Below are 18,839 nucleotides of genomic sequence, written 5' to 3' on the forward strand. Positions count from 1 at the left end.
AAGACCGTTAACGACGACTTGATGACCGGTGCCTTGCGAACCGGGAGGCCGGGCAGGCGACATCAAAACGGGTCCGACTAAGGGAGCATAAGTCTTCCGGCCGGAGACCTGATCTGCTCAGCTTTCCGCCTTGCCTAACCCCCGTCACCTCCGGCATATTCCGCGCCCGGAGGCGACGTTTCGGGACAGGCTCCAAGGAAAAGCTCCAAGGCCCCCGGAAAGCCGAAGCAACCAAGGGAAGCCACGCGGCTTGCGCGGGCAGGGGGAAATCTGTTTGGCCGATGAGTTTATTCTCGAAACGGAAGGCTTGTCCAAGGAGTTCGCGGGCTTCTTCGCCGTCCGCGACGTTGCGCTCAAGGTTCGCCGTGGCAGCATTCATGCGTTGATCGGTCCGAACGGGGCCGGCAAGACGACCTGTTTCAATCTTCTAACCAAGTTCCTGAAACCGTCTGCCGGAAAAATCCTCTACAAGGGGCAGGACATTACCGCCATGGCGCCCGCCGACGTGGCGCGGCTGGGGCTTGTTCGCTCCTTCCAGATCTCGGCGGTGTTCCCGCATCTGACCGCGCTGGAAAACGTCCGTGTCGCGCTTCAGCGCCAGCACGGCTCTTCGTTCGATTTCTGGCGCTCCAAGTCGGTGCTCAACCGCTTCAACGATCGCGCACGCGATTTGTTGAACGATGTCGGCCTCAGCGAATTCGCCAACACGCCCGCGGTCGAGATGCCCTATGGCCGCAAGCGTGCACTGGAGATCGCAACCACGCTGGCGCTCGACCCGGAGATGATGCTGCTGGACGAGCCGATGGCCGGCATGGGCCACGAGGACATCGACAAGATCGCGGCGCTGATCAAGCGGATCTCGGCGAAATACACCATCCTGATGGTCGAGCATAATCTCAGCGTCGTGGCCAACCTCTCCGACATCATCACCGTGCTGACGCGCGGGCAGGTGCTGGCGCAAGGCCATTACTCGGAGCTCACCAAGGACGAGCGCGTCAAGGAAGCTTATCTGGGAGCCGGTCATGCCTGACACTGCAATCGCCGAGGCCCCAGCCAATTCTCCGGCCAAGGCTGCGACCGGCGGAAATCTCCTCCAAATCCGCAACCTGGAAGCCTGGTACGGCGAATCCCACATCCTGCACGGGATCAATTTCGACGTGAACGCGGGCGAGGTCGTCACCCTGCTCGGGCGCAACGGCGCCGGCAAGACGACCACGCTGAAGTCGATCATGGGCATCATCGGCAAGCGCACCGGCTCGGTGAAGTTCAACAACCAGGAAATCATCCGCGCGACCTCCGACAAGATCGCGCGCATGGGCATCGCATTCTGCCCGGAAGAGCGGGGCATATTCTCCAGTCTCGACGTGCGGGAGAATTTGACGCTGCCGCCGGTGATCCGTGCAGGCGGATTGTCCTTGGAGCAGATCTTCGAGTTGTTCCCGAACCTGAAGGAGCGGCTCAACAGCCAGGGCACCAAGCTGTCCGGCGGCGAGCAGCAGATGTTGGCGATCGCGCGCATCCTGCGTACCGGCGCGAGCTTCCTGATGCTGGACGAGCCGACCGAGGGCCTGGCGCCCGTCATCATCCAGCAGATCGGCCACACCATCGCGCGGCTCAAGAAGGAGGGTTTCACGATCCTCCTGGTCGAGCAGAATTTCCGCTTCGCATCCACCGTCGCCGACCGCTATTACGTCGTCGAGCACGGCAAGATCATTGACGGATTTTCCAATGCGGAGCTTGCCGCCAACATGGACAAGCTCCACACCTATCTTGGTGTCTGATACCGCCAACTAGAAAAATTCAAAAAGGAAAGTTGCATGAAGACGACGTCGATTGCATCGTTGCTGCTGACCACCGCGCTCACCTTCGCTGCGACAGCCGTCGCATCCGCGCAGGACAAGACCGTCAAGATCGGCGCGCTGTCCGATCAGTCCGGCCTCTACGCCGACCTCGGCGGCCCCGGCTCGACGCTGGCCGCACAGATGGCGGTTGAGGATTCCGGCCTGGCGGCGAAGGGCTGGAAGATCGACATCATCTCAGGCGATCACCAGAACAAGCCCGACATCGGCACCGCGATCGCGCGGCAGTGGTTCGACGTCGACAAGGTCGACATCATCGTCGACGTGCCGAATTCCGGCGTGGCACTTGCCGTCAACAACGTCGTCAAGGAAAAGAACGGCGTCTACATCAATTCGGGCGCGGCGACCTCCGACCTCACCAATGCGCAGTGCTCGCCCAACACCGTGCACTGGACCTACGACACCTACATGCTGGCCCACACCACCGGCCAGGCACTGGTGAAGGCCGGCGGCGACAGCTGGTTCTTCCTGACCGCGGACTACGCCTTCGGTGCTGCGCTGGAGCGCGATACCAGTGCGGTCGTGACCGCCAATGGCGGCAAGGTGATCGGCGGCGTCAAGCATCCGCTGAACACGCCGGACTTCTCGTCCTTCCTGCTCCAGGCGCAGTCATCCAAGGCAAAGATCATCGGTCTTGCCAATGCCGGCGGCGACACCACCAACACGATCAAGCAGGCAGCCGAATTCGGCATCGGCAAGGGCGGCCAGAAGCTGGCGGCGCTCTTGCTCTTCCTCACCGACGTCAAGGCGATCGGCCTCGAGACGGCGCAGGGCCTCAACTTCACCGAGACGTTCTACTGGGACATGAACGACCAAACCCGGGCGTTCTCGAAGCGCTTCGGCGAAAAGATGAAGAACGGTGCGATGCCGACCATGGTGCAGGCCGGCGTCTATGCAGGCGTGCGTCACTATCTCAAGGCGCTCGAAGCGCTCGGCGGCAATCCCCATGACGGCGTCAAGATCGTCGAGAAGATGAAGTCGATGCCGACGGAGGACGAGCTGTTCGGCAAGGGCGAGATCCAGCCCAACGGCCGCACCATCCACAACGCCTACCTGTTCGAGGTGAAGAAGCCCTCCGAATCCAAGGGGCCGTGGGACTTCTATAAGCTGGTCGGCACGGTGCCGGGCGACCAGGCTTTCACGCCGCTGTCCGAGAGCAAGTGCGCGCTCTTGAAGAAGTAAGGTAACAGCCCGCGGCGCCGTCGGGCCCGCGGGCGACTTTCAGGGAACGCCGAAGGACCGGGTGCGGGATCGATGCAGGCTCTATACGCTCAGCTACTGGTGGGACTGATCAACGGCTCGTTCTACGCGCTGCTCAGTCTCGGGCTCGCCGTGATCTTCGGCATGCTCAACATCATCAATTTCGCCCATGGCGCGCTCTACATGATGGGCGCCTTCGTTGCCTATTTCCTGTTGAGCCTCGGCGGCATCAACTACTGGTGGGCGCTGCTGATCGCCCCCGTGATCGTCGGCATCTTCGGCATGATCCTGGAGCGGACCATGCTGCAATGGCTGACCGGGCTCGACCATCTCTACGGCCTGCTCCTGACCTTCGGCATCGCACTGATCGTGCAGGGCGTGTTCCAGAACTATTTCGGCTCCTCCGGCCTGCCTTACGCCATTCCGGACCAGCTCAAGGGCGGCATGAATCTCGGCTTCATGTTCCTGCCCGTCTACCGCGGCTGGGTCGTCATCTTCTCGCTGGTGGTGTGCATCGCGACCTGGTTCCTGATCGAGAAGACGCGGCTCGGTGCTTACCTGCGCGCCGCCACTGAAAATCCGACGCTGGTCCGCGCTTTCGGCGTCAACGTGCCGCGCATGATCACGCTCACTTACGGCCTTGGCGTCGGCCTTGCCGCGCTCGCGGGCGTGCTCTCGGCGCCGATCAACCAGGTGCGGCCGCTGATGGGCGCCGACCTCATCATCGTGGTGTTCGCGGTGGTCGTGATCGGCGGCATGGGATCGATCATGGGCTCCATCATCACCGGCTTCGCGCTGGGGGTGATCGAGGGACTGACCAAGTACTTCTACCCCGAGGCCTCCAACACCGTCGTGTTCGTGCTGATGGTGCTGGTGCTCTTGGTGAAGCCAACGGGATTGACGGGAAGGGCAGCCTGATATGACAACCCTGACGGACGACACGCTGCCGGTGACCCCTCGCGCGATGCGCGACGAGATGATCGCTTTCGTACTGATGGCGCTGCTGCTGGCGTCGGTGCCATTCACGGGCGTCTACCCGTTCTTCGTGATGCAGGCGCTGTGCTTTGCGCTGCTCGCCTGCGCCTTCAATCTGCTGATCGGCTATGGCGGCCTGTTGTCGTTCGGGCACGCGATGTTCCTGGGAACCGCGGGCTATTGCTGCGCGCATGCGCTGAAAGTGTGGGCGTTGCCGCCCGAGCTCGGCATCCTCGTCGGCATCGCCGCGGCTTTCGTGCTCTCGCTGATCACCGGCTACATCTCGATCCGCCGTCAGGGCATCTATTTCTCGATGATCACGCTGGCGCTGTCGCAGCTGCTGTACTTCATCTACCTCCAGGCTCCATTCACTCACGGTGAGGACGGCATCCAGGGCATCCCGCAGGGACACATGTTCGGCGTCTTCGATCTGTCCAAGCCCACGGTGCTCTATTACGTCGTGCTGGTCGGGTTCCTCGCCGGCTTCCTGCTGATCTTCCGCATCATCAATTCGCCGTTCGGCGAGGTGCTGAAGGCGATCCGCGAGAACGAGCCGCGCGCGATTTCGCTCGGCTACCGGACCGACCAGTACAAGTTCCTGGCCTTCGTGCTGTCAGGGACGCTGGCCGGTTTTGCCGGTGCGCTGAAGGTGTTCGTGGCGCAGAACGCCTCGCTCACCGACGTGCATTGGTCGATGTCGGGCGAGGTCGTGCTGATGACGCTGGTCGGCGGCCTCGGAACCATCTTCGGCCCCGTGGTCGGTGCCTTCGCGATCATCGCCATGCAGCAATATCTCGCGGGCTTCGGCCAGTGGGTGACGGTGATCCAGGGCTCGATCTTCGTGATCTGCGTGCTCACGTTCCGCCGCGGCGTCATCGGCGAAATCGCGCATTACTTCCGGCGATCGCTCTAACTGGTTGATTCAAGAACGGTTTCCCGGCCATCTGAAAGCGGTGGATGATCCGGCTCCGCGGGCGTGAGATGACACGCGCGCGGATCGAAAATGGTCTATGACAGTTTCATGACGGTCCCACAGGGCCGGGCCATTTCCAACCGGTAGCCTACCCCCATGATGCGATGGTTTCGTGCTTTCCTGCCCAAGGAAGAGCGGTTCTTCGACCTGTTCGACCGGCATGCCCAGACGGTGATCCAGGGCTCCATCGCGCTCCAGGGCATGCTGAACGGAGGCGAGGAGACGCCGGTCTATTGCCAGCGCGTCAACCAGTTCGAGAATGATGCCGACAACATCACCCGAGAGGTGCTGACGGCGGTGCGCCGCACCTTCATCACCCCGTTCGACCGTGGCGACATCAAGAACCTGATCACGTCGATGGACGACGCCATCGACCAGATGCAGCAGACGGCCAAGGCGGTGATGCTGTTCGAGGTTCGCACCTTCGAGCCGCCGATGCGCGAGATCGGCGGGCTTCTGATCGAATGCGCCAATCTGGTCGGCCGCGCGCTGCCGCTGATGCAGTCGATCGGCCCGAACGTCGCCATGCTGACCGCGATCACGGAGGAACTGGGCAAGCTCGAGGGCCGCGTCGACGATCTCCACGACATCGGCCTGAAGGAGCTGTTTCTCAAGCACCGCGACGGCAATGCGATGGACTTCATCGTCGGCGTCGAGATTTACGACCACCTCGAAAAGGTGGCGGATCGCTTCGACGACGTCGCGAACGAGATCAACAGCATCGTCATCGAGCAAGTTTAGGACAGGCCGCTGTGGATGCCGCGTTGGGTCTTCCCGTCCTGGTCGGCTTGATCGCCGTCGCGCTGTTGTTCGACTTCCTGAACGGCCTGCACGACGCCGCCAATTCGATCGCGACCATCGTCTCGACCCGCGTGCTGCGGCCGCAATACGCCGTGTTCTGGGCCGCGTTCTTCAATTTCGTCGCCTTCATGGTGTTCGGCCTCCACGTCGCCCAGACCATTGGCACCGGCATCATCGATCCCGCGATCGTCGATGCCCAGGTGATCTTCGCCGCCCTGGTTGGTGCCATCGTCTGGAACCTCGTCACCTGGGCGCTTGGCATCCCGTCTTCCTCGTCCCACGCGTTGATCGGCGGGCTGTTCGGTGCGGGTGTGGCGAAAGCCGGGCTCTCCGCGGCGGTCTGGAGCGGATTGTCCAAGACCGTGATCGCAATCGTGCTGTCGCCGCTCGTCGGCTTCCTGCTCGCGATGGTGTTGGTTGCGATCGTGTCCTGGGCCTCGGTGCGCTCCACACCCTTTGCGGTCGATCGCGCCTTCCGCATCCTGCAATTCGCCTCCGCCTCGCTCTATTCGCTCGGTCATGGCGGCAATGATGCGCAGAAGACCATGGGCATCATCGCGGTGCTGCTCTATTCGCAGGGCCATCTCGGCGGCGAATTCTTCGTACCATTCTGGGTGGTGCTGTCCTGCCAGGCGGCGATGGCGATGGGCACGCTGATGGGGGGCTGGCGCATCGTCCGCACCATGGGCCTGCGCATCACCAAACTGACCCCGATGCAGGGCTTTTGCGCCGAGACCGGCGGGGCCGCGACCTTGTTCATGGCGACCTATCTCGGGGTTCCCGTCTCCACCACGCACACCATCACCGGCGCCATCGTCGGCGTCGGCGCCGCTCGTCGTCTCTCGGCGGTCCGTTGGAACGTCGCCAGCTCGATCGTCTACGCCTGGGTGATCACGATGCCGGCCTCGGCCATCGTGGCGGCGCTGACCTGGTGGGCGGTCAAGCTCTTCGTCAAGTAACCAGCTTCAGCCCGACAATCCCGGCGACGATCAGCCCGATGCTGGCGAGACGGAGGGCGGTGGCCGGCTCGCCGAACAGGATGATGCCCAGCGTTGCGGTGCCGACCGCGCCGATGCCGGTCCACGCCGCATAGGCGGTTCCAACGGGCAGCGATTTGAGGGCGAAGCCGAGCAGAATGACGCTGCCGGCCATGGCCGCGAGCGTGACGACGGACGGAACGAGCCTGGTAAAGCCCTCGGTGTATTTCAGGCCGATCGCCCAGGTGATCTCGAGAAGGCCCGCGACGAACAGGATGCTCCAGGCCATGGGTGACCCTCCATTCAAGGCAGGGTCGTCCCCGCGGCTGACATGCTGATGGGCGGGGAGGTCGTCCTCCCCCAAGGCCAGTATGGCCAAGGCCGATATGGGGCTGGCCGGAAGGCTCCGCAATCACCAAATGAGGCTTGATCAGGCCCGTTTTCCCTGCCACACGCTGCCGCCATGTCCGACATCGCCACCACCACAGCCGAATCGCCGGCCCGTTCGCCGCTTGCCGCCGAAGTGGCGCGGCGGCGCACCTTTGCGATCATCTCCCATCCCGACGCCGGCAAGACCACGCTGACCGAAAAGCTGCTGCTGTTCGGCGGCGCCATCAATCTGGCCGGCCAGGTCAAGGCCAAGGGTGAGCGGCGCAACACGCGGTCGGACTGGATGAAGATCGAGCGCGAGCGCGGCATCTCGGTCGTGACCTCGGTGATGACCTTCGAGTTCGAGGGCCTCGTCTTCAACCTGCTGGACACGCCGGGCCACGAGGACTTTTCGGAAGATACTTATCGCACGCTCACGGCAGTCGATTCCGCCGTGATGGTCATCGACGCCGCCAAGGGCATCGAGGCGCGCACACGCAAGCTGTTCGAGGTGTGCCGCCTGCGCGACATCCCGATCATCACCTTCATCAACAAGATGGACCGCGAGAGCCGCGACGTGTTCGAGCTGCTCGACGAGATCGAGAAGACGCTGGCGCTCGATACCACGCCGATGACATGGCCGGTCGGCCGTGGCCGCGACTTCCTCGGCACCTATGACGTCGTCAATGGCGGCGTGCGCCTGCTCGAAGGCGGCGGCGCCAAGACCGGCGCGGCCCAGCAGATCAAGATTGAGGAGCTGGCCAAGCTCAACGCCAATCTCGACGTCTCCGCCGTGAAGGAAGAGCTCGAACTCGTCACGGAAGCCTCCAAGCCGTTCGAGCTCGATGCGTTCCGCGAGGGCCATCTGACGCCGGTCTATTTCGGCAGCGCGCTGCGCAATTTCGGCGTCGGCGACCTGCTGGAAGGCCTCGGCAAGTTCGCGCCGGAGCCGCGCGCGCAGGACAGCGACCAGCGCAGGGTCGAGGCCACCGATCCGCGCATGAGCGCCTTCGTTTTCAAGATCCAGGCCAACATGGATCCGAACCACCGCGACCGCATCGCGTTCGCGCGCCTGTGCTCCGGCAAGCTCAGCCGCGGCATGAAGGCCAAGCTGGTGCGCACCGGCAAGAGCATGCCGCTGTCGAGCCCGCAATTCTTCTTCGCGCAGGACCGTTCGGTCGCCGACGAAGCCTTCGCCGGCGACGTCGTCGGCATCCCCAATCACGGCACGTTGCGGATCGGGGATACGCTGACCGAGGGCGAGGATTTCAACTTCGTCGGCGTGCCGAGCTTTGCGCCGGAAATCGTCCGCCGCGTTCGCCTCACCGACGCGATGAAGGCCAAGAAGCTGAAGGAAGCGCTGCAGCAGATGTCGGAAGAGGGCGTGGTGCAGGTGTTTCGCCCGCGCGACGGTGCGCCTGCGCTGGTCGGCGTGGTCGGTGCGCTGCAGCTCGACGTGCTGAAGGCGCGGCTGGAGGCGGAGTATTCTCTGCCGGTCGAGTTCGAGGTCAGCGAATTCCAGCTCGCGCGCTGGGTCTCCTCGGAGGACCGCAAGAAGCTCGACACCTTCATCGCCGCCAACACCTCCAGCATCGCCGACGACGTCGACGGCGATCCCGTCTATCTGGCGCGGAACGAATTCTATCTCGGCTACACCAAGGAGCGCGCCGAGGGCATCGAGTTCACCAACGTCAAGGACGTCAAGAAGAAGGGGTAGGGCGCGCTGTATCCTCCGCTGTCATTCCCCGCGAAGGCGGGGAATCCAGTATTCCAGAGATGCCGAGACTCATCTCAACGGCCGCGGCGTACTGGATCGCCCGGTCGAGCCGGGCGATGACACCGTGCTTGAACGCAAGCAGTGAACGGCCGCTGGCTTGACGCGTTCATGGACGATGCCACGTTTCACCCACGTTATTTGGTGAGCGCAAAACATGTGGCGCGGCATTCTTGTATTTCTTCTGCTGGCAGTCCCGGCGACCGCCCACGCGCGCCCGCGCCAGATCAATCCGATCCCGTTCGCGCACGAGCCCTGCAGCGTGCTCGACGGCCGTCCCTGCACGCCCTCCTATTGCAGCCCGCTCGAACCCGGTCCCTGCATTCCCGAGATCGACTATCCCACCGGCCAGAACCTCCAGCTCACCATCGAGAGCGTGCCGGCGGAAGCCGACCGCGCCAGATATCAAAAGCCTGATCACGATCTCGACACGATCGGCGACCTTTTCGCCGAGCTGCGCAGCTGCTGGTCGCCGCCATCGGACAATGCGCGCGCGGGCATGCAGATGTCGGTGCGTTTCAGCTTCAACAGGGCCGGTGGCCTGATCGGCCCGCCGCGCTTCACCTTCGCGACCCCAGGCGTTCCGGCCGACACCCGCACGACCTATCTGAAGGCGATCAATTCATCGCTGAACGCCTGCCTGCCGCTGAAATTCACCGGCGGACTCGCCGGCGCCCTGGCCGGGCGGCCGATCGCGATCCGCTATGTCGATAATCGCGAGTTGGGCCGGTAGCGCATCAGTTGCGACCTGCGCCCAATCGATGATACGCCATTGGCGGGGGCTGCTTGAGGGGAGGATGTCGTGGGTCTGCTGGTCATGATCCTGGGGCTGGTGCTGTTCTTCGCCGCCCATGTGTTCACCACGAAACGAGAGGCGCGCGCGCAGGCGATCGCAAGGCTGGGTGAGGGGACCTACAAGATCCTCTATGCATTGGTCTCGCTCGCGGGTCTCGCGCTGATCATCTGGGGCTTCGCGCATTATCGTGCGACGGGATGGATCGACGTCTGGTATCCGCCGAAGGCGATGAAGCACATCACGGTCGCGCTGATGCTGCCTGCGGTCATTTTGGTGGTCGCCTCTTATCTGCGCGGCCGGATCTACGCGACGCTGAAGCATCCGATGCTGGCCGGTATCAAGCTGTGGGCTGCGGCGCATCTTCTGGCCAACGGCGATCTCGGCTCCATCATCCTGTTCGGCTCGTTCCTGGGCTGGGCGGTGTTCGACCGCATCTCGCTGAAGCATCGCACCGACGCCGGAGGTCCGCCGATCCCGGTCGGCGGCGTCAGCAACGATCTGATCGCAGTGGCGGTCGGTGTCGTCGCCTATCTCGCGCTGGCCTTCGCGTTTCATCCGGTCGTCATCGGCGTTCCCGTGATTGGGGCTTAACCGGTCGGCATAAGACGTGATCCGGCTATCCATGGGCGGAAGGTGACAAAACAACAAGCCGAGGGCATTCCGATGGACTGGTCGCAATCTCAGATCCCGCCGATGCGGTTCGTGGCGCGTTTTGGCGATCGGGTGGTGCCGGCGTTCGCGGAGCGCCCTAAAAACATATGGGAGATGGTCACGAGCGCTGCGGCGCGAAATCCTGACGGTGATGCACTCATCTGCGGTGAGCGGCGTCTTCGCTGGCGTGATGTTGTGCCCCAGGCGGCGCAAATGTCTGCGGGTTTCCGCGAGAAGGGCCTGCGGCGTGGCGACCGTATCGCGCTCTTGCTCGGCAATCGCATTGAGTTCGTGTTGTCAATGCTCGCTGCGGCTCAGCTTGGGCTCGTGACTGTGCTGCTATCGACGAGACAACAGAAGCCGGAAATCGCCTATGTACTGGCCGATTGTGGCGCGAAGCTCTTGCTTTTCGAAGCGGCACTTGCCGATCGGCTGCCCGATGCCGGCGAGGTGCCAGATCTGAAACATCGGATCGCCGTGGACGACGATATTGCGCTTTCGGACCTTGCCATTCTTGCGGATTTGCCGCCGCTGGAAGAGGCATGCGACGTGGATGAAGAGGACATCGCGATGATCCTCTATACTTCGGGCACCACTGGCAAGCCGAAGGGCGCGATGCTCGCCCATTGCAACATCGTCCATTCATCGATGGTGTTCGTGTCCTGCCTGCAATTGACGGAGGCGGATCGATCGATCGCGGCGGTGCCGCTTGGCCATGTCACCGGTGTGGTCGCCAACATCACGACGATGATCCGCTGCGCCGGCGCGCTGATCATCATGCCCGAGTTCAAGGCGGCCGAGTACCTCAAGCTCGCCGCGCGCGAGCGCGTCACCTACACGGTGATGGTGCCGGCGATGTACAATCTCTGCCTGCTGCAGCCCGATTTCGACAGCTACGACCTGTCGAGCTGGCGCATCGGCGGCTTCGGCGGCGCGCCGATGCCGGTCGCGACCATCGAGAAGCTCAAGGCGACCATTCCCGGCCTGAAGCTGATGAACTGCTACGGCGCGACCGAGACGACGTCGCCCTCGACGATCATGCCGGGCGAGCTGACCGAGAGCCATATCGACAGCGTCGGCCTCCCGTGCCCAGGCGCGCGCATCGTGGCGATGGACCCTGATGGCCGCGAGCTGCCTCCTGGCGGGATCGGCGAGCTCTGGATCCAGAGCGCTTCCGTCATCAAGGGCTATTGGAATAATCCGAAGGCCACCGCCGAGAGCTTCACCAGCGGTTTCTGGCACTCGGGCGATCTCGGCTCGGTCGATGCGGACGGCTTCGTGCGCGTGTTCGACCGGCAGAAGGACATGATCAATCGCGGCGGTCTGAAGATCTATTCGGCCGAGGTGGAATCCGTGCTGGCCGGGCATCCCGCCGCGATCATCGCCAAGGCCTGCCCAGTCCTCGGCGAGCGCGTCCACGCCGTGGTGGTGACGCGTGCGCCGGTCGCCGGCGAGATCTTGCGCGCCTGGTGCGCCGAGCGCCTGTCCGACTACAAGGTTCCCGAGACCATGGCGATCACACCCGAGCCGCTGCCGCGCAACGCCAACGGCAAGGTGCTGAAGCGGCAGCTCCGGGAGCTCTTGGGCGCTTGAGCCCGGCAGGCGCCTGCGGGCTGTCCCGGGTGGTTAACGCCTTGATCGGGCTCGCTTTGCCTTGCCAGCGCCATATCGTTAGGGTACCTCGCCGCCACGTGGGGGACGGGATTCCTGACGCGAACGCTTCGGCGCGCGCACCCGGACGGGCATGGGATTAGCATAAGTGTCTGAATTATTTGACGAAGTCGACGAGGAAGTCCGTCGCGAACAGCTCAAGAAGCTGTGGGATAGATACTCGGTCCACTTCATCGCCCTGATGGTGCTGGTCGTGGCGGCCGTGGGCGGCTGGCGCGGCTATCAGTATCTGGAGGCCAAGAAGGCCGCCGAGGCTGGCGCCGCCTTCGAGAAGGCGGCCGAACTGTCCGACCAGGACAAGCATGCCGAGGCGGAGGCCGCCTTCACCGAGCTCGCCGCCAAGGCGCCGTCGGGCTATCGCACCCTGGCGCGGCTGCGCGCCGCGGCCGAGGCGGCGCCCCGCGACGCCAAGGCTGCCGCCAAGATGTATGACGACATCGCTGCCGACCGCAGCGTCGGTGGTGAGTGGCAGGATCTGGCCAGGATCCGCGCCGCCGGTCTGCTGCTGGACAGCGCGCCCTATGCCGAGATGCAGCAGCGGCTGGAGCCTTCCGCGGCACCCAAATCGACCTTCCGCCACAGCGCCCGCGAGATGCTGGCGCTGTCGGCGTGGCGCAACAACGACATGACCGCGGCCCGCAAATGGCTCGACGCGATCGGTGAAGACGGCGAAACGCCGCCCGGCCTGCGCTCGCGGGCCGAGGCGCTCCAGGCCCTGCTTCCGCCCGTCGCCAAGAGCTGAGCAAGAAGAGCTGAGTACAGAGAGCTGAGCAAGAAGAGCTGAATACGGCTCTCTGACCTAGACGAGATACGATATGCGCCGCACGCCACGCTTGATCGCAGCCGCCGTCCTGATCGCCTTCACGGGCGTCCTGGGCGGCTGCTCCAGCTTCGATCCAAGCGACATGCTCGACTTCCTCGACACCAAGAAGAAGCTGCCGGGCGACCGCAAGCCGGTCTTCCCGGAGGGCGTGCCGGGCCTCGAGCAGGGCGTCCCGAAGGAAATGTACAAGGGCGCGCAGCAGCAACAGCCGGATCCGAACGCGCCTGCCGTCGCGGCTTTGCCTGCGGAGCCGCAGCCCGAGCCCGCCAAGCCGGCGAAGGGAGCCAAGGCGAAGCACACGAGGCAGCCCGCCGCCGCAGCCGTCGCGCCCGCGGAGCCGCCCGCCGGCGAAGTCGACGGCGAGGCCCAGCCGGAGGCGGCGCCGGCCACGGCCGCTCCGCCGCCCAAGCACAAGATCGTCCGCAAGCGCACCACTGCGCCGCCGCCGGACCAGCCGGTCCAGCAGGCGCAGCCGACCCAGACCACGCAGCAGCAATCGCAGGGAGCCTTCCCGGCGCCGCTGCCGAGCGGCAGCTTCTCGCGCTAATTTTTTCCTTTCATTGACAGGCGCGGCTCCGGCAGCGCACGAATGACCGATGTCCTTCACGATCGCCATCATCGGCCGACCCAATGTCGGCAAATCGACGCTGTTCAACCGCCTGGTTGGGCAGAAGCTCGCGCTCGTCGATGACCTGCCCGGGGTCACCCGCGACCGCCGCGAGGGTGAGGCCAGGCTCGGCGATCTCGAATTCACCATCATTGATACCGCCGGCCTCGACGAGGGCGCCAAGGGCTCGCTGACCGCGCGCATGCAGGAGCAGACCGAGACCGCGATCGCGCAGGCCGACGCACTGTTCTTCGTCATCGATGCCCGCGTCGGCCTCACGCCCACCGACCGCGCCTTCGCCGATTTCGCCCGCAAGGCCAACAAGCCGGTGCTGCTGGTCGCCAACAAGAGCGAGGGCAAGCACGGCGATGCCGGCGCGATGGAGTCCTTCGCGCTCGGCCTGGGCGATCCCATCCAGATCTCGGCCGAGCATGGCGAGGGCATGGGCGAGCTCTACGATGCGCTCGCCAAGCTGATGCCGGAGCCTGTCGAAGACGATGAGGCCGAGGACGACGACGCGCCGCTCACCGAGGAAGAGGCCGCGACCCGCCCGATCCGGGTCGCCATCGTCGGCCGGCCCAATGCCGGCAAATCGACGCTGATCAACCATCTGCTCGGCGAGGAACGTCTGCTGACGAGCCCCGAGGCCGGCACCACGCGCGACTCCATCGCGGTCGAGATCAACTGGAAGGGCCGCGAGTTTCGCGTGTTCGATACCGCTGGTCTCCGCCGGCGCTCCCGCATCGAGGAGAAGCTGGAAAAGCTCTCGGTCGCCGACGCCCTGCGCGCGGTCCGTTTTGCCGAAGTCGTCGTGATGATGATGGATTCGCAGAACCGGTTCGAGGAGCAGGATTTGCGCATCGCCGACCTGATCGAGCGCGAGGGCCGCGCGGTCGTGCTCGCCGTCAACAAATGGGATCTGATGGAGAGCAAGGGGGGCGGCGCGATCTCGAACCTGCGCCGCGATGCCGATCATCTGCTGCCGCAGATCAAGGGCGTGCCGATCGTCGCCGTCTCGGGCCTGATGGGCGAGGGCATCGATCGGCTGATGCAGGCGATCCAGGACGCCTATGCGCTCTGGAACAAGCGCGTGTCGACGTCGGCATTGAACCGCTGGTTCGAGCAGGCAGTCCAGGCCAATCCGCCGCCGGCCGTGTCCGGCCGCAGGCTCAAGCTGAATTACATCACCCAGACCAAGGCGCGCCCGCCGAGCTTCGTGTTGTTCTGCTCGCGCGCCGACGCAGTGCCGCAGTCCTATCTGCGCTATCTCATCAATTCCATGCGCGAGACTTTCGAGCTGCCGGGTACGCCGGTGCGTATCACCTTGCGCGAGAAGGCCAATCCCTTCGCCCACAAGCGAAAGCGGCCGTCGTGAGTGACGGCGCCGGCGAGGCGACGGCGCAGGGCGCTGCGCCGGTCCGGCGCGGTGCCGTCGCCTTCATCTTCGTCACCATCCTCCTGGACATGCTCGCGCTCGGCGTGATCATGCCGATCCTGCCGAAGCTGATCGAGAGCTTCGTCGACAACGACACCGCGCACGCAGCCCGCATCTTTGGCCTGTTCGGCACCGCCTGGGCGCTGATGCAGTTCGTGTTCTCGCCGCTGTTAGGGGCGCTGTCGGATCGTTTCGGGCGGCGGCCGGTGGTGCTGCTGTCGAATTTCGGCCTCGCCGCCGATTACGTGCTGATGGCGTTGGCGCCGTCCCTGCTGTGGTTGTTCGTCGGCCGCGTGATCTCCGGCATCACCTCGGCCAGCATCTCGACGGCGTTTGCCTATATCGCCGACATCACGCCGCCGGAGCGGCGCGCGGCGGTGTTCGGCAGGATTGGCGCGGCCTTCGGCGCCGGCTTCATCCTGGGGCCGGCGCTGGGCGGCCTGCTCGGCGATATCGATCCGCGCCTGCCGTTCTGGGCGTCGGCCGCCCTCAGCTTCGCCAATGCGCTCTACGGGCTGTTCGTGCTGCCGGAATCGCTCGCGCCGGACAAGCGCGCGCCGTTCCGCTGGAGGAGCGCCAGTCCGGTCGGTGCGCTCCGCCTGCTGCGCTCCAATGCGATGCTTGCCGCGTTGTCCGTCGTCAATTTCATCGCGCAGGTCGCGCATGTCGTGCTGCCCTCGACCTTCGTGCTCTATGCGACCTATCGCTACGGCTGGGATTCCAAGACCGTGGGATTGACGCTGGCGATGGTCGGCATCTGCGCCATGGTGGTGCAGGGGCTCGCAATCGGCGCCATCGTGCGGGTGCTCGGCGAGCGGAATGCGCTCCTGTTCGGCCTGTGTTGTGGCGCACTCGGCTTTTTGGTGCTCGGCAGTGCACCGACCGGGCCGCTGTCCTGGATCGGGATTCCCATTCTGGCGCTGTGGGGCATCTCGGGTGCAGCCTCGCAAGCGCTGATGACGCGGCTGGTCGCGCCCGATCAGCAGGGCCAGCTCCAGGGCGCGACCGCGAGCGTGCAGAGCGTATCGCAGCTCGTCGGCCCGTTCCTGTTCACGCTCACATTTTCTTATTTCATCGGCGCCAGCGCGCCGCTGCATCTGCCCGGCGCGCCGTTCCTGCTCGCGGCGATGCTGATGGTGGTCTGCGTGGCGATCGCGGTGCGGACGCTGGTTACGAGGACGGTCTCGTAGGATGGGCAAAGGGCCCCAGGCCAGTAGGGCGGATCAGCGAAGCGTAATCCGCCACCGCCCCCTGCGTAAGAAAAGAGGCGGGTTACGCCTTGCGGCTAACCCGCCCTACGATGTGTGCTACGCGTTGCCGCTCACTTCTTCACCAGCGGGCACTCGCTGTCCTTGAGCGGCTTGGCGGCGTCTTCCGCCGAGATCGTGGCGATCTGCTTGTAGTAGTCCCACGGGCCTTTGGACTCCTCGGGCTTCTTCACCTCGAACAGATACGCCGGGATGATGCGACGGCCATCCTCGCGCAGCGGGCCCTTGCCGAACAGCGGATCGTCGGTCGGGATTTCCTTCATCTTGGCGACGACCTTGGCGCCGTCATGCGGGTTGCCGCCGAGGGCTTCGAGAGCCTTCAGGTAGTGCAACACGCCGGCATAGTTGCCGGCCTGTGTCATCGAAGGCATGGCCTTGTTGGCCGTCTTTTCCTGGAAGCGCTTCGACCAGGCGCGCGTCTTGTCGTTGAGATCCCAGTAGAAGGATTCCGTGAAGGTCAGGCCGTGCGCGGTTTTCAGGCCGAGCGAGTGAACGTCGTTGATGAAAAGGAGAAGCGCGGCGAGCTTCTGGCCGCCCTCGACGATGCCGAATTCGGCCGCCTGCTTGATCGAGTTGGTGGTGTCGCCGCCGGCGTTGGCGAGGCCGATGATCTTGGCCTTGGAGTTCTGCGCCTGCAGCAGGAAGGAGGAGAAATCCGAGGTGTTGAGCGGATGCTTGACGCCACCGATGACCTTGCCGCCGTTGGCGGTGACGACCGCGCTGGTGTCACGCTCGAGCGCCGCGCCGAAGGCGTAGTCCGCGGTCAGGAAGAACCAGCTGTCGCCACCGGCCTTGGTCAGCGCCTTGCCGGTGCCGTTGGCGAGCATATAGGTGTCGTAGGTGTAGGAGATGGTGTTGGCGTTGCAGGCCTTGCCCGTGAGGTCGGCGCTGGCGCCGCCATTGTTGACCAGGACGACGTTCTTTTCCTTGGCGATGTTGCTGACGGCCAGTGCCACGCCGGAATTGGGCGTGTCGGTGATCATGTCGACCTTCTGGGTGTCGACCCATTGCCGCGCGATGTTGACGCCGACGTCAGGCTTGTTCTGGTGGTCGCCGCTGACGACCTCGATGGTCCAGCCCTTCGCAGCCAGACCCGAATCTTCCACGGCCATCTTCACGGCAACCACGGAATTGGGGCCGCCGATGTCGGCATAGAGGCTCGACATGTCGTTGAGCACGCCGATCTTGACGGTCTTGTCCTGCGCGTAGGCGGATGTTGCAAAACCGAAGGCGGCACAGGCCAGAAGGGCCGCGGAGCGGCGCGCGAACGTCGTCGTCGTCATAAAAGGTTTCCTCCATTGTCAAATATGCGGACGGCTCTCTTGCGGAGCCCGGTTCCGGCTGATGGCTCTAGCCTGTCCCAGGGCCGGCGGCAATGCGCCTAAAGCCGGATGACGCTGCTTCGCAGCGTCATCCGTCGGTTAACTTTTGGGCAAAATGCGTTGAGACGCTACTTGAGCGCGTCCGACGTCAGCTTGAATTTCTGGATGCGCTTTCCGGTGTCGACCTCGGCGGTATAGACGTTACCCCCGGCGTCGATCGCCATGGCATGGACCCAGTGGAATTGACCGGCGTTGCGGCCGTTGTGCCCGAAGCTGCCGACGACGCTGCCGTCGTCGCGCTTGATCACCCGGATCTCGTTGTTCTCGCCGTCGGCGCTGAGCAAATAGGTCTGCTTCGGATCGGGCCAGATCGCGATGTCCCACACCGCGCCGTTGCCGAGCGTGTTCTTCTCGAAGAAGAACTCCTTTACGAAGCTGCCGTCCTTCTTGAACACCTGGATGCGGTTGTTGATGCGGTCGCAGACGTAGACGAGACCGTCATTGGCGAGCTTCACGCAGTGCACGGGATTGCCGAATTGTTGCGACACTGGGGCCTTGGGATCGTACGGCCCTTGCTTGGTGTCGTCGGGCTTGTTGCCATAGGCGCCCCAATGCCGCTTGTAGGCGAGCGTCGTCGCATCGAACACGATGACGCGGCGATTGCCGTAGCCGTCGGCGACGTAGATCTCGTTGGCCTCCTTGTCGATCGCGGTCTCGGCGGGCTTGCCGAGCTGGGTCGTGTCGTTGCTGCCGAGGCTCGGCGCGATCTTGCCGATCTGGGCGACGAACTTGCCGTCGAGCGTGAACTTCAAAATAGCGTTGTCGTTGTCGGCATTGCCACCGACCCAGACGAAGCCGCGTTCGTCGACCTCGATGCCGTGCTCGCGGCCGACCCATTCGTAGCCCTGGCCGGGACCACCCCATGAGCGCAGCAGATTGCCCTCGGCATCAAACTCGAGCACGGGCGGCGCCGACACGCAGCATTTCGAGCGCGGCGGGCTGAGGCTCGCTCCCTTCTCGTCATCCGTGAGCGAGCGCGGGCGATGGATCACCCAGATATGCCCCTGCTTATCGACGGTGATGCCGCCGACCTGGCCGAGGATCCAGTTGTTGGGCAGCTGCTTCGGCCAGGAGGCATCGACCGCGAAGGTCGGGACGTCGCCGGCGGTCGCCGCACATGGGAGCGCGAAGACGACGGCTGCGATCAGAATGGAGAGAGCGTGACGTACGGGCGCAGACGCAGAGCCTGCGCGATCATGCCATGGCGCCATGGCAACCTCCCTTTTTGGCGTGCGGCTTGCTGCCGCTTGCGCGCGGGCAGTCAATCGCGGGGAGGCA

The 18,839-nt window shown here is 64.4% G+C and carries 18 protein-coding genes; 15 read left to right on the plus strand and 3 right to left on the minus strand.

Features of this window, described 5'->3' with window-relative positions:
• The first annotated feature begins 274 nt into the window (after window positions 1-274).
• From CIT40_RS14610 to CIT40_RS14640, 7 genes are all read left to right on the plus strand, one after another.
• Complete coding sequence (locus tag CIT40_RS14610) at window positions 275-1,030, plus strand: ABC transporter ATP-binding protein (protein ID WP_094896629.1); 756 nt, start codon at window positions 275-277, stop codon at window positions 1,028-1,030.
• Complete coding sequence (locus tag CIT40_RS14615; protein WP_094896630.1) at window positions 1,023-1,781, plus strand: ABC transporter ATP-binding protein; 759 nt, start codon at window positions 1,023-1,025, stop codon at window positions 1,779-1,781. Before CIT40_RS14610 ends, CIT40_RS14615 begins: the two co-directional genes overlap by 8 nt.
• 36 nt (window positions 1,782-1,817) lie before the next feature.
• Window positions 1,818-3,041, plus strand: coding sequence for an ABC transporter substrate-binding protein (locus tag CIT40_RS14620; protein WP_094896631.1), 1,224 nt, complete (start codon window positions 1,818-1,820; stop codon window positions 3,039-3,041).
• A 72-nt stretch (window positions 3,042-3,113) separates the two neighbouring features.
• Window positions 3,114-3,977 carry a branched-chain amino acid ABC transporter permease gene (locus CIT40_RS14625; RefSeq protein ID WP_094896632.1) on the plus strand — a complete coding sequence of 288 codons (864 nt, stop codon included), beginning with the start codon at window positions 3,114-3,116 and terminating at the stop codon, window positions 3,975-3,977.
• Between the two features lies 1 nt (window position 3,978).
• Window positions 3,979-4,947 carry a branched-chain amino acid ABC transporter permease gene (locus CIT40_RS14630; RefSeq protein ID WP_094896633.1) on the plus strand — a complete coding sequence of 323 codons (969 nt, stop codon included), beginning with the start codon at window positions 3,979-3,981 and terminating at the stop codon, window positions 4,945-4,947.
• A gap of 156 nt (window positions 4,948-5,103) precedes the next feature.
• Window positions 5,104-5,748 carry a DUF47 domain-containing protein gene (locus tag CIT40_RS14635; protein WP_018317614.1) on the plus strand — a complete coding sequence of 215 codons (645 nt, stop codon included), beginning with the start codon at window positions 5,104-5,106 and terminating at the stop codon, window positions 5,746-5,748.
• Between the two features lie 11 nt (window positions 5,749-5,759).
• Window positions 5,760-6,767 (plus strand): inorganic phosphate transporter, encoded by a 1,008-nt coding sequence (locus CIT40_RS14640; RefSeq protein WP_094896634.1) that lies wholly within the window; start codon window positions 5,760-5,762, stop codon window positions 6,765-6,767.
• On the opposite strand, the gene sugE is transcribed toward CIT40_RS14640, so the two are convergent.
• Window positions 6,760-7,074 carry a quaternary ammonium compound efflux SMR transporter SugE gene (sugE, locus tag CIT40_RS14645; protein WP_094896635.1) on the minus strand — a complete coding sequence of 105 codons (315 nt, stop codon included), beginning with the start codon at window positions 7,072-7,074 and terminating at the stop codon, window positions 6,760-6,762. The two genes, CIT40_RS14640 and sugE, sit on opposite strands and share 8 nt — an antisense overlap.
• Window positions 7,075-7,248: 174 nt before the next feature.
• Between sugE and CIT40_RS14650 the strand changes: the two genes are divergently transcribed.
• The 8 genes from CIT40_RS14650 to CIT40_RS14685 all read left to right on the plus strand — a co-directional run bounded on the left by CIT40_RS14650 (window position 7,249) and on the right by CIT40_RS14685 (window position 16,101).
• On the plus strand, window positions 7,249-8,871 hold the full coding sequence (locus CIT40_RS14650) for a peptide chain release factor 3 (protein WP_094896636.1): 1,623 nt from the start codon (window positions 7,249-7,251) through the stop codon (window positions 8,869-8,871).
• Between the two features lie 214 nt (window positions 8,872-9,085).
• Complete coding sequence (locus tag CIT40_RS14655; protein WP_094896637.1) at window positions 9,086-9,661, plus strand: hypothetical protein; 576 nt, start codon at window positions 9,086-9,088, stop codon at window positions 9,659-9,661.
• A 69-nt stretch (window positions 9,662-9,730) separates the two neighbouring features.
• A complete protein-coding gene (locus CIT40_RS14660) occupies window positions 9,731-10,315 on the plus strand; it encodes an NnrU family protein (protein ID WP_094896638.1) in 585 nt (194 codons plus the stop codon).
• Between the two features lie 72 nt (window positions 10,316-10,387).
• Window positions 10,388-11,968: a class I adenylate-forming enzyme family protein gene (locus CIT40_RS14665; protein WP_094896639.1), complete on the plus strand. Its 1,581-nt coding sequence runs from the start codon at window positions 10,388-10,390 to the stop codon at window positions 11,966-11,968.
• Window positions 11,969-12,134: 166 nt separating this feature from the next.
• Window positions 12,135-12,788 carry a tetratricopeptide repeat protein gene (locus tag CIT40_RS14670; protein ID WP_094896640.1) on the plus strand — a complete coding sequence of 218 codons (654 nt, stop codon included), beginning with the start codon at window positions 12,135-12,137 and terminating at the stop codon, window positions 12,786-12,788.
• 73 nt (window positions 12,789-12,861) lie between these two features.
• Window positions 12,862-13,416, plus strand: a complete 555-nt coding sequence (locus CIT40_RS14675; protein ID WP_094896641.1) for a hypothetical protein — start codon at window positions 12,862-12,864, stop codon at window positions 13,414-13,416.
• A gap of 49 nt (window positions 13,417-13,465) precedes the next feature.
• On the plus strand, window positions 13,466-14,851 hold the full coding sequence (der, locus tag CIT40_RS14680; protein ID WP_094896642.1) for a ribosome biogenesis GTPase Der: 1,386 nt from the start codon (window positions 13,466-13,468) through the stop codon (window positions 14,849-14,851).
• Window positions 14,848-16,101, plus strand: a complete 1,254-nt coding sequence (locus CIT40_RS14685) for a TCR/Tet family MFS transporter (protein ID WP_094896643.1) — start codon at window positions 14,848-14,850, stop codon at window positions 16,099-16,101. The genes der and CIT40_RS14685 overlap by 4 nt, the downstream gene beginning before the upstream one ends.
• Window positions 16,102-16,232: 131 nt before the next feature.
• Here the strand turns inward: CIT40_RS14685 and CIT40_RS14690 are convergent, their stop codons facing one another.
• Both CIT40_RS14690 and CIT40_RS14695 read right to left on the minus strand, forming a co-directional pair.
• Complete coding sequence (locus CIT40_RS14690) at window positions 16,233-17,462, minus strand: ABC transporter substrate-binding protein (RefSeq protein WP_094896644.1); 1,230 nt, start codon at window positions 17,460-17,462, stop codon at window positions 16,233-16,235.
• Between the two features lie 167 nt (window positions 17,463-17,629).
• Complete coding sequence (locus tag CIT40_RS14695) at window positions 17,630-18,772, minus strand: NHL repeat-containing protein (protein WP_094896645.1); 1,143 nt, start codon at window positions 18,770-18,772, stop codon at window positions 17,630-17,632.
• Window positions 18,773-18,839: the final 67 nt, after the last annotated feature.

It is taken from the genome of Bradyrhizobium amphicarpaeae (assembly GCF_002266435.3).
In the GTDB taxonomy this organism is placed as follows: Bacteria; Pseudomonadota; Alphaproteobacteria; order Rhizobiales; family Xanthobacteraceae; genus Bradyrhizobium; species Bradyrhizobium amphicarpaeae.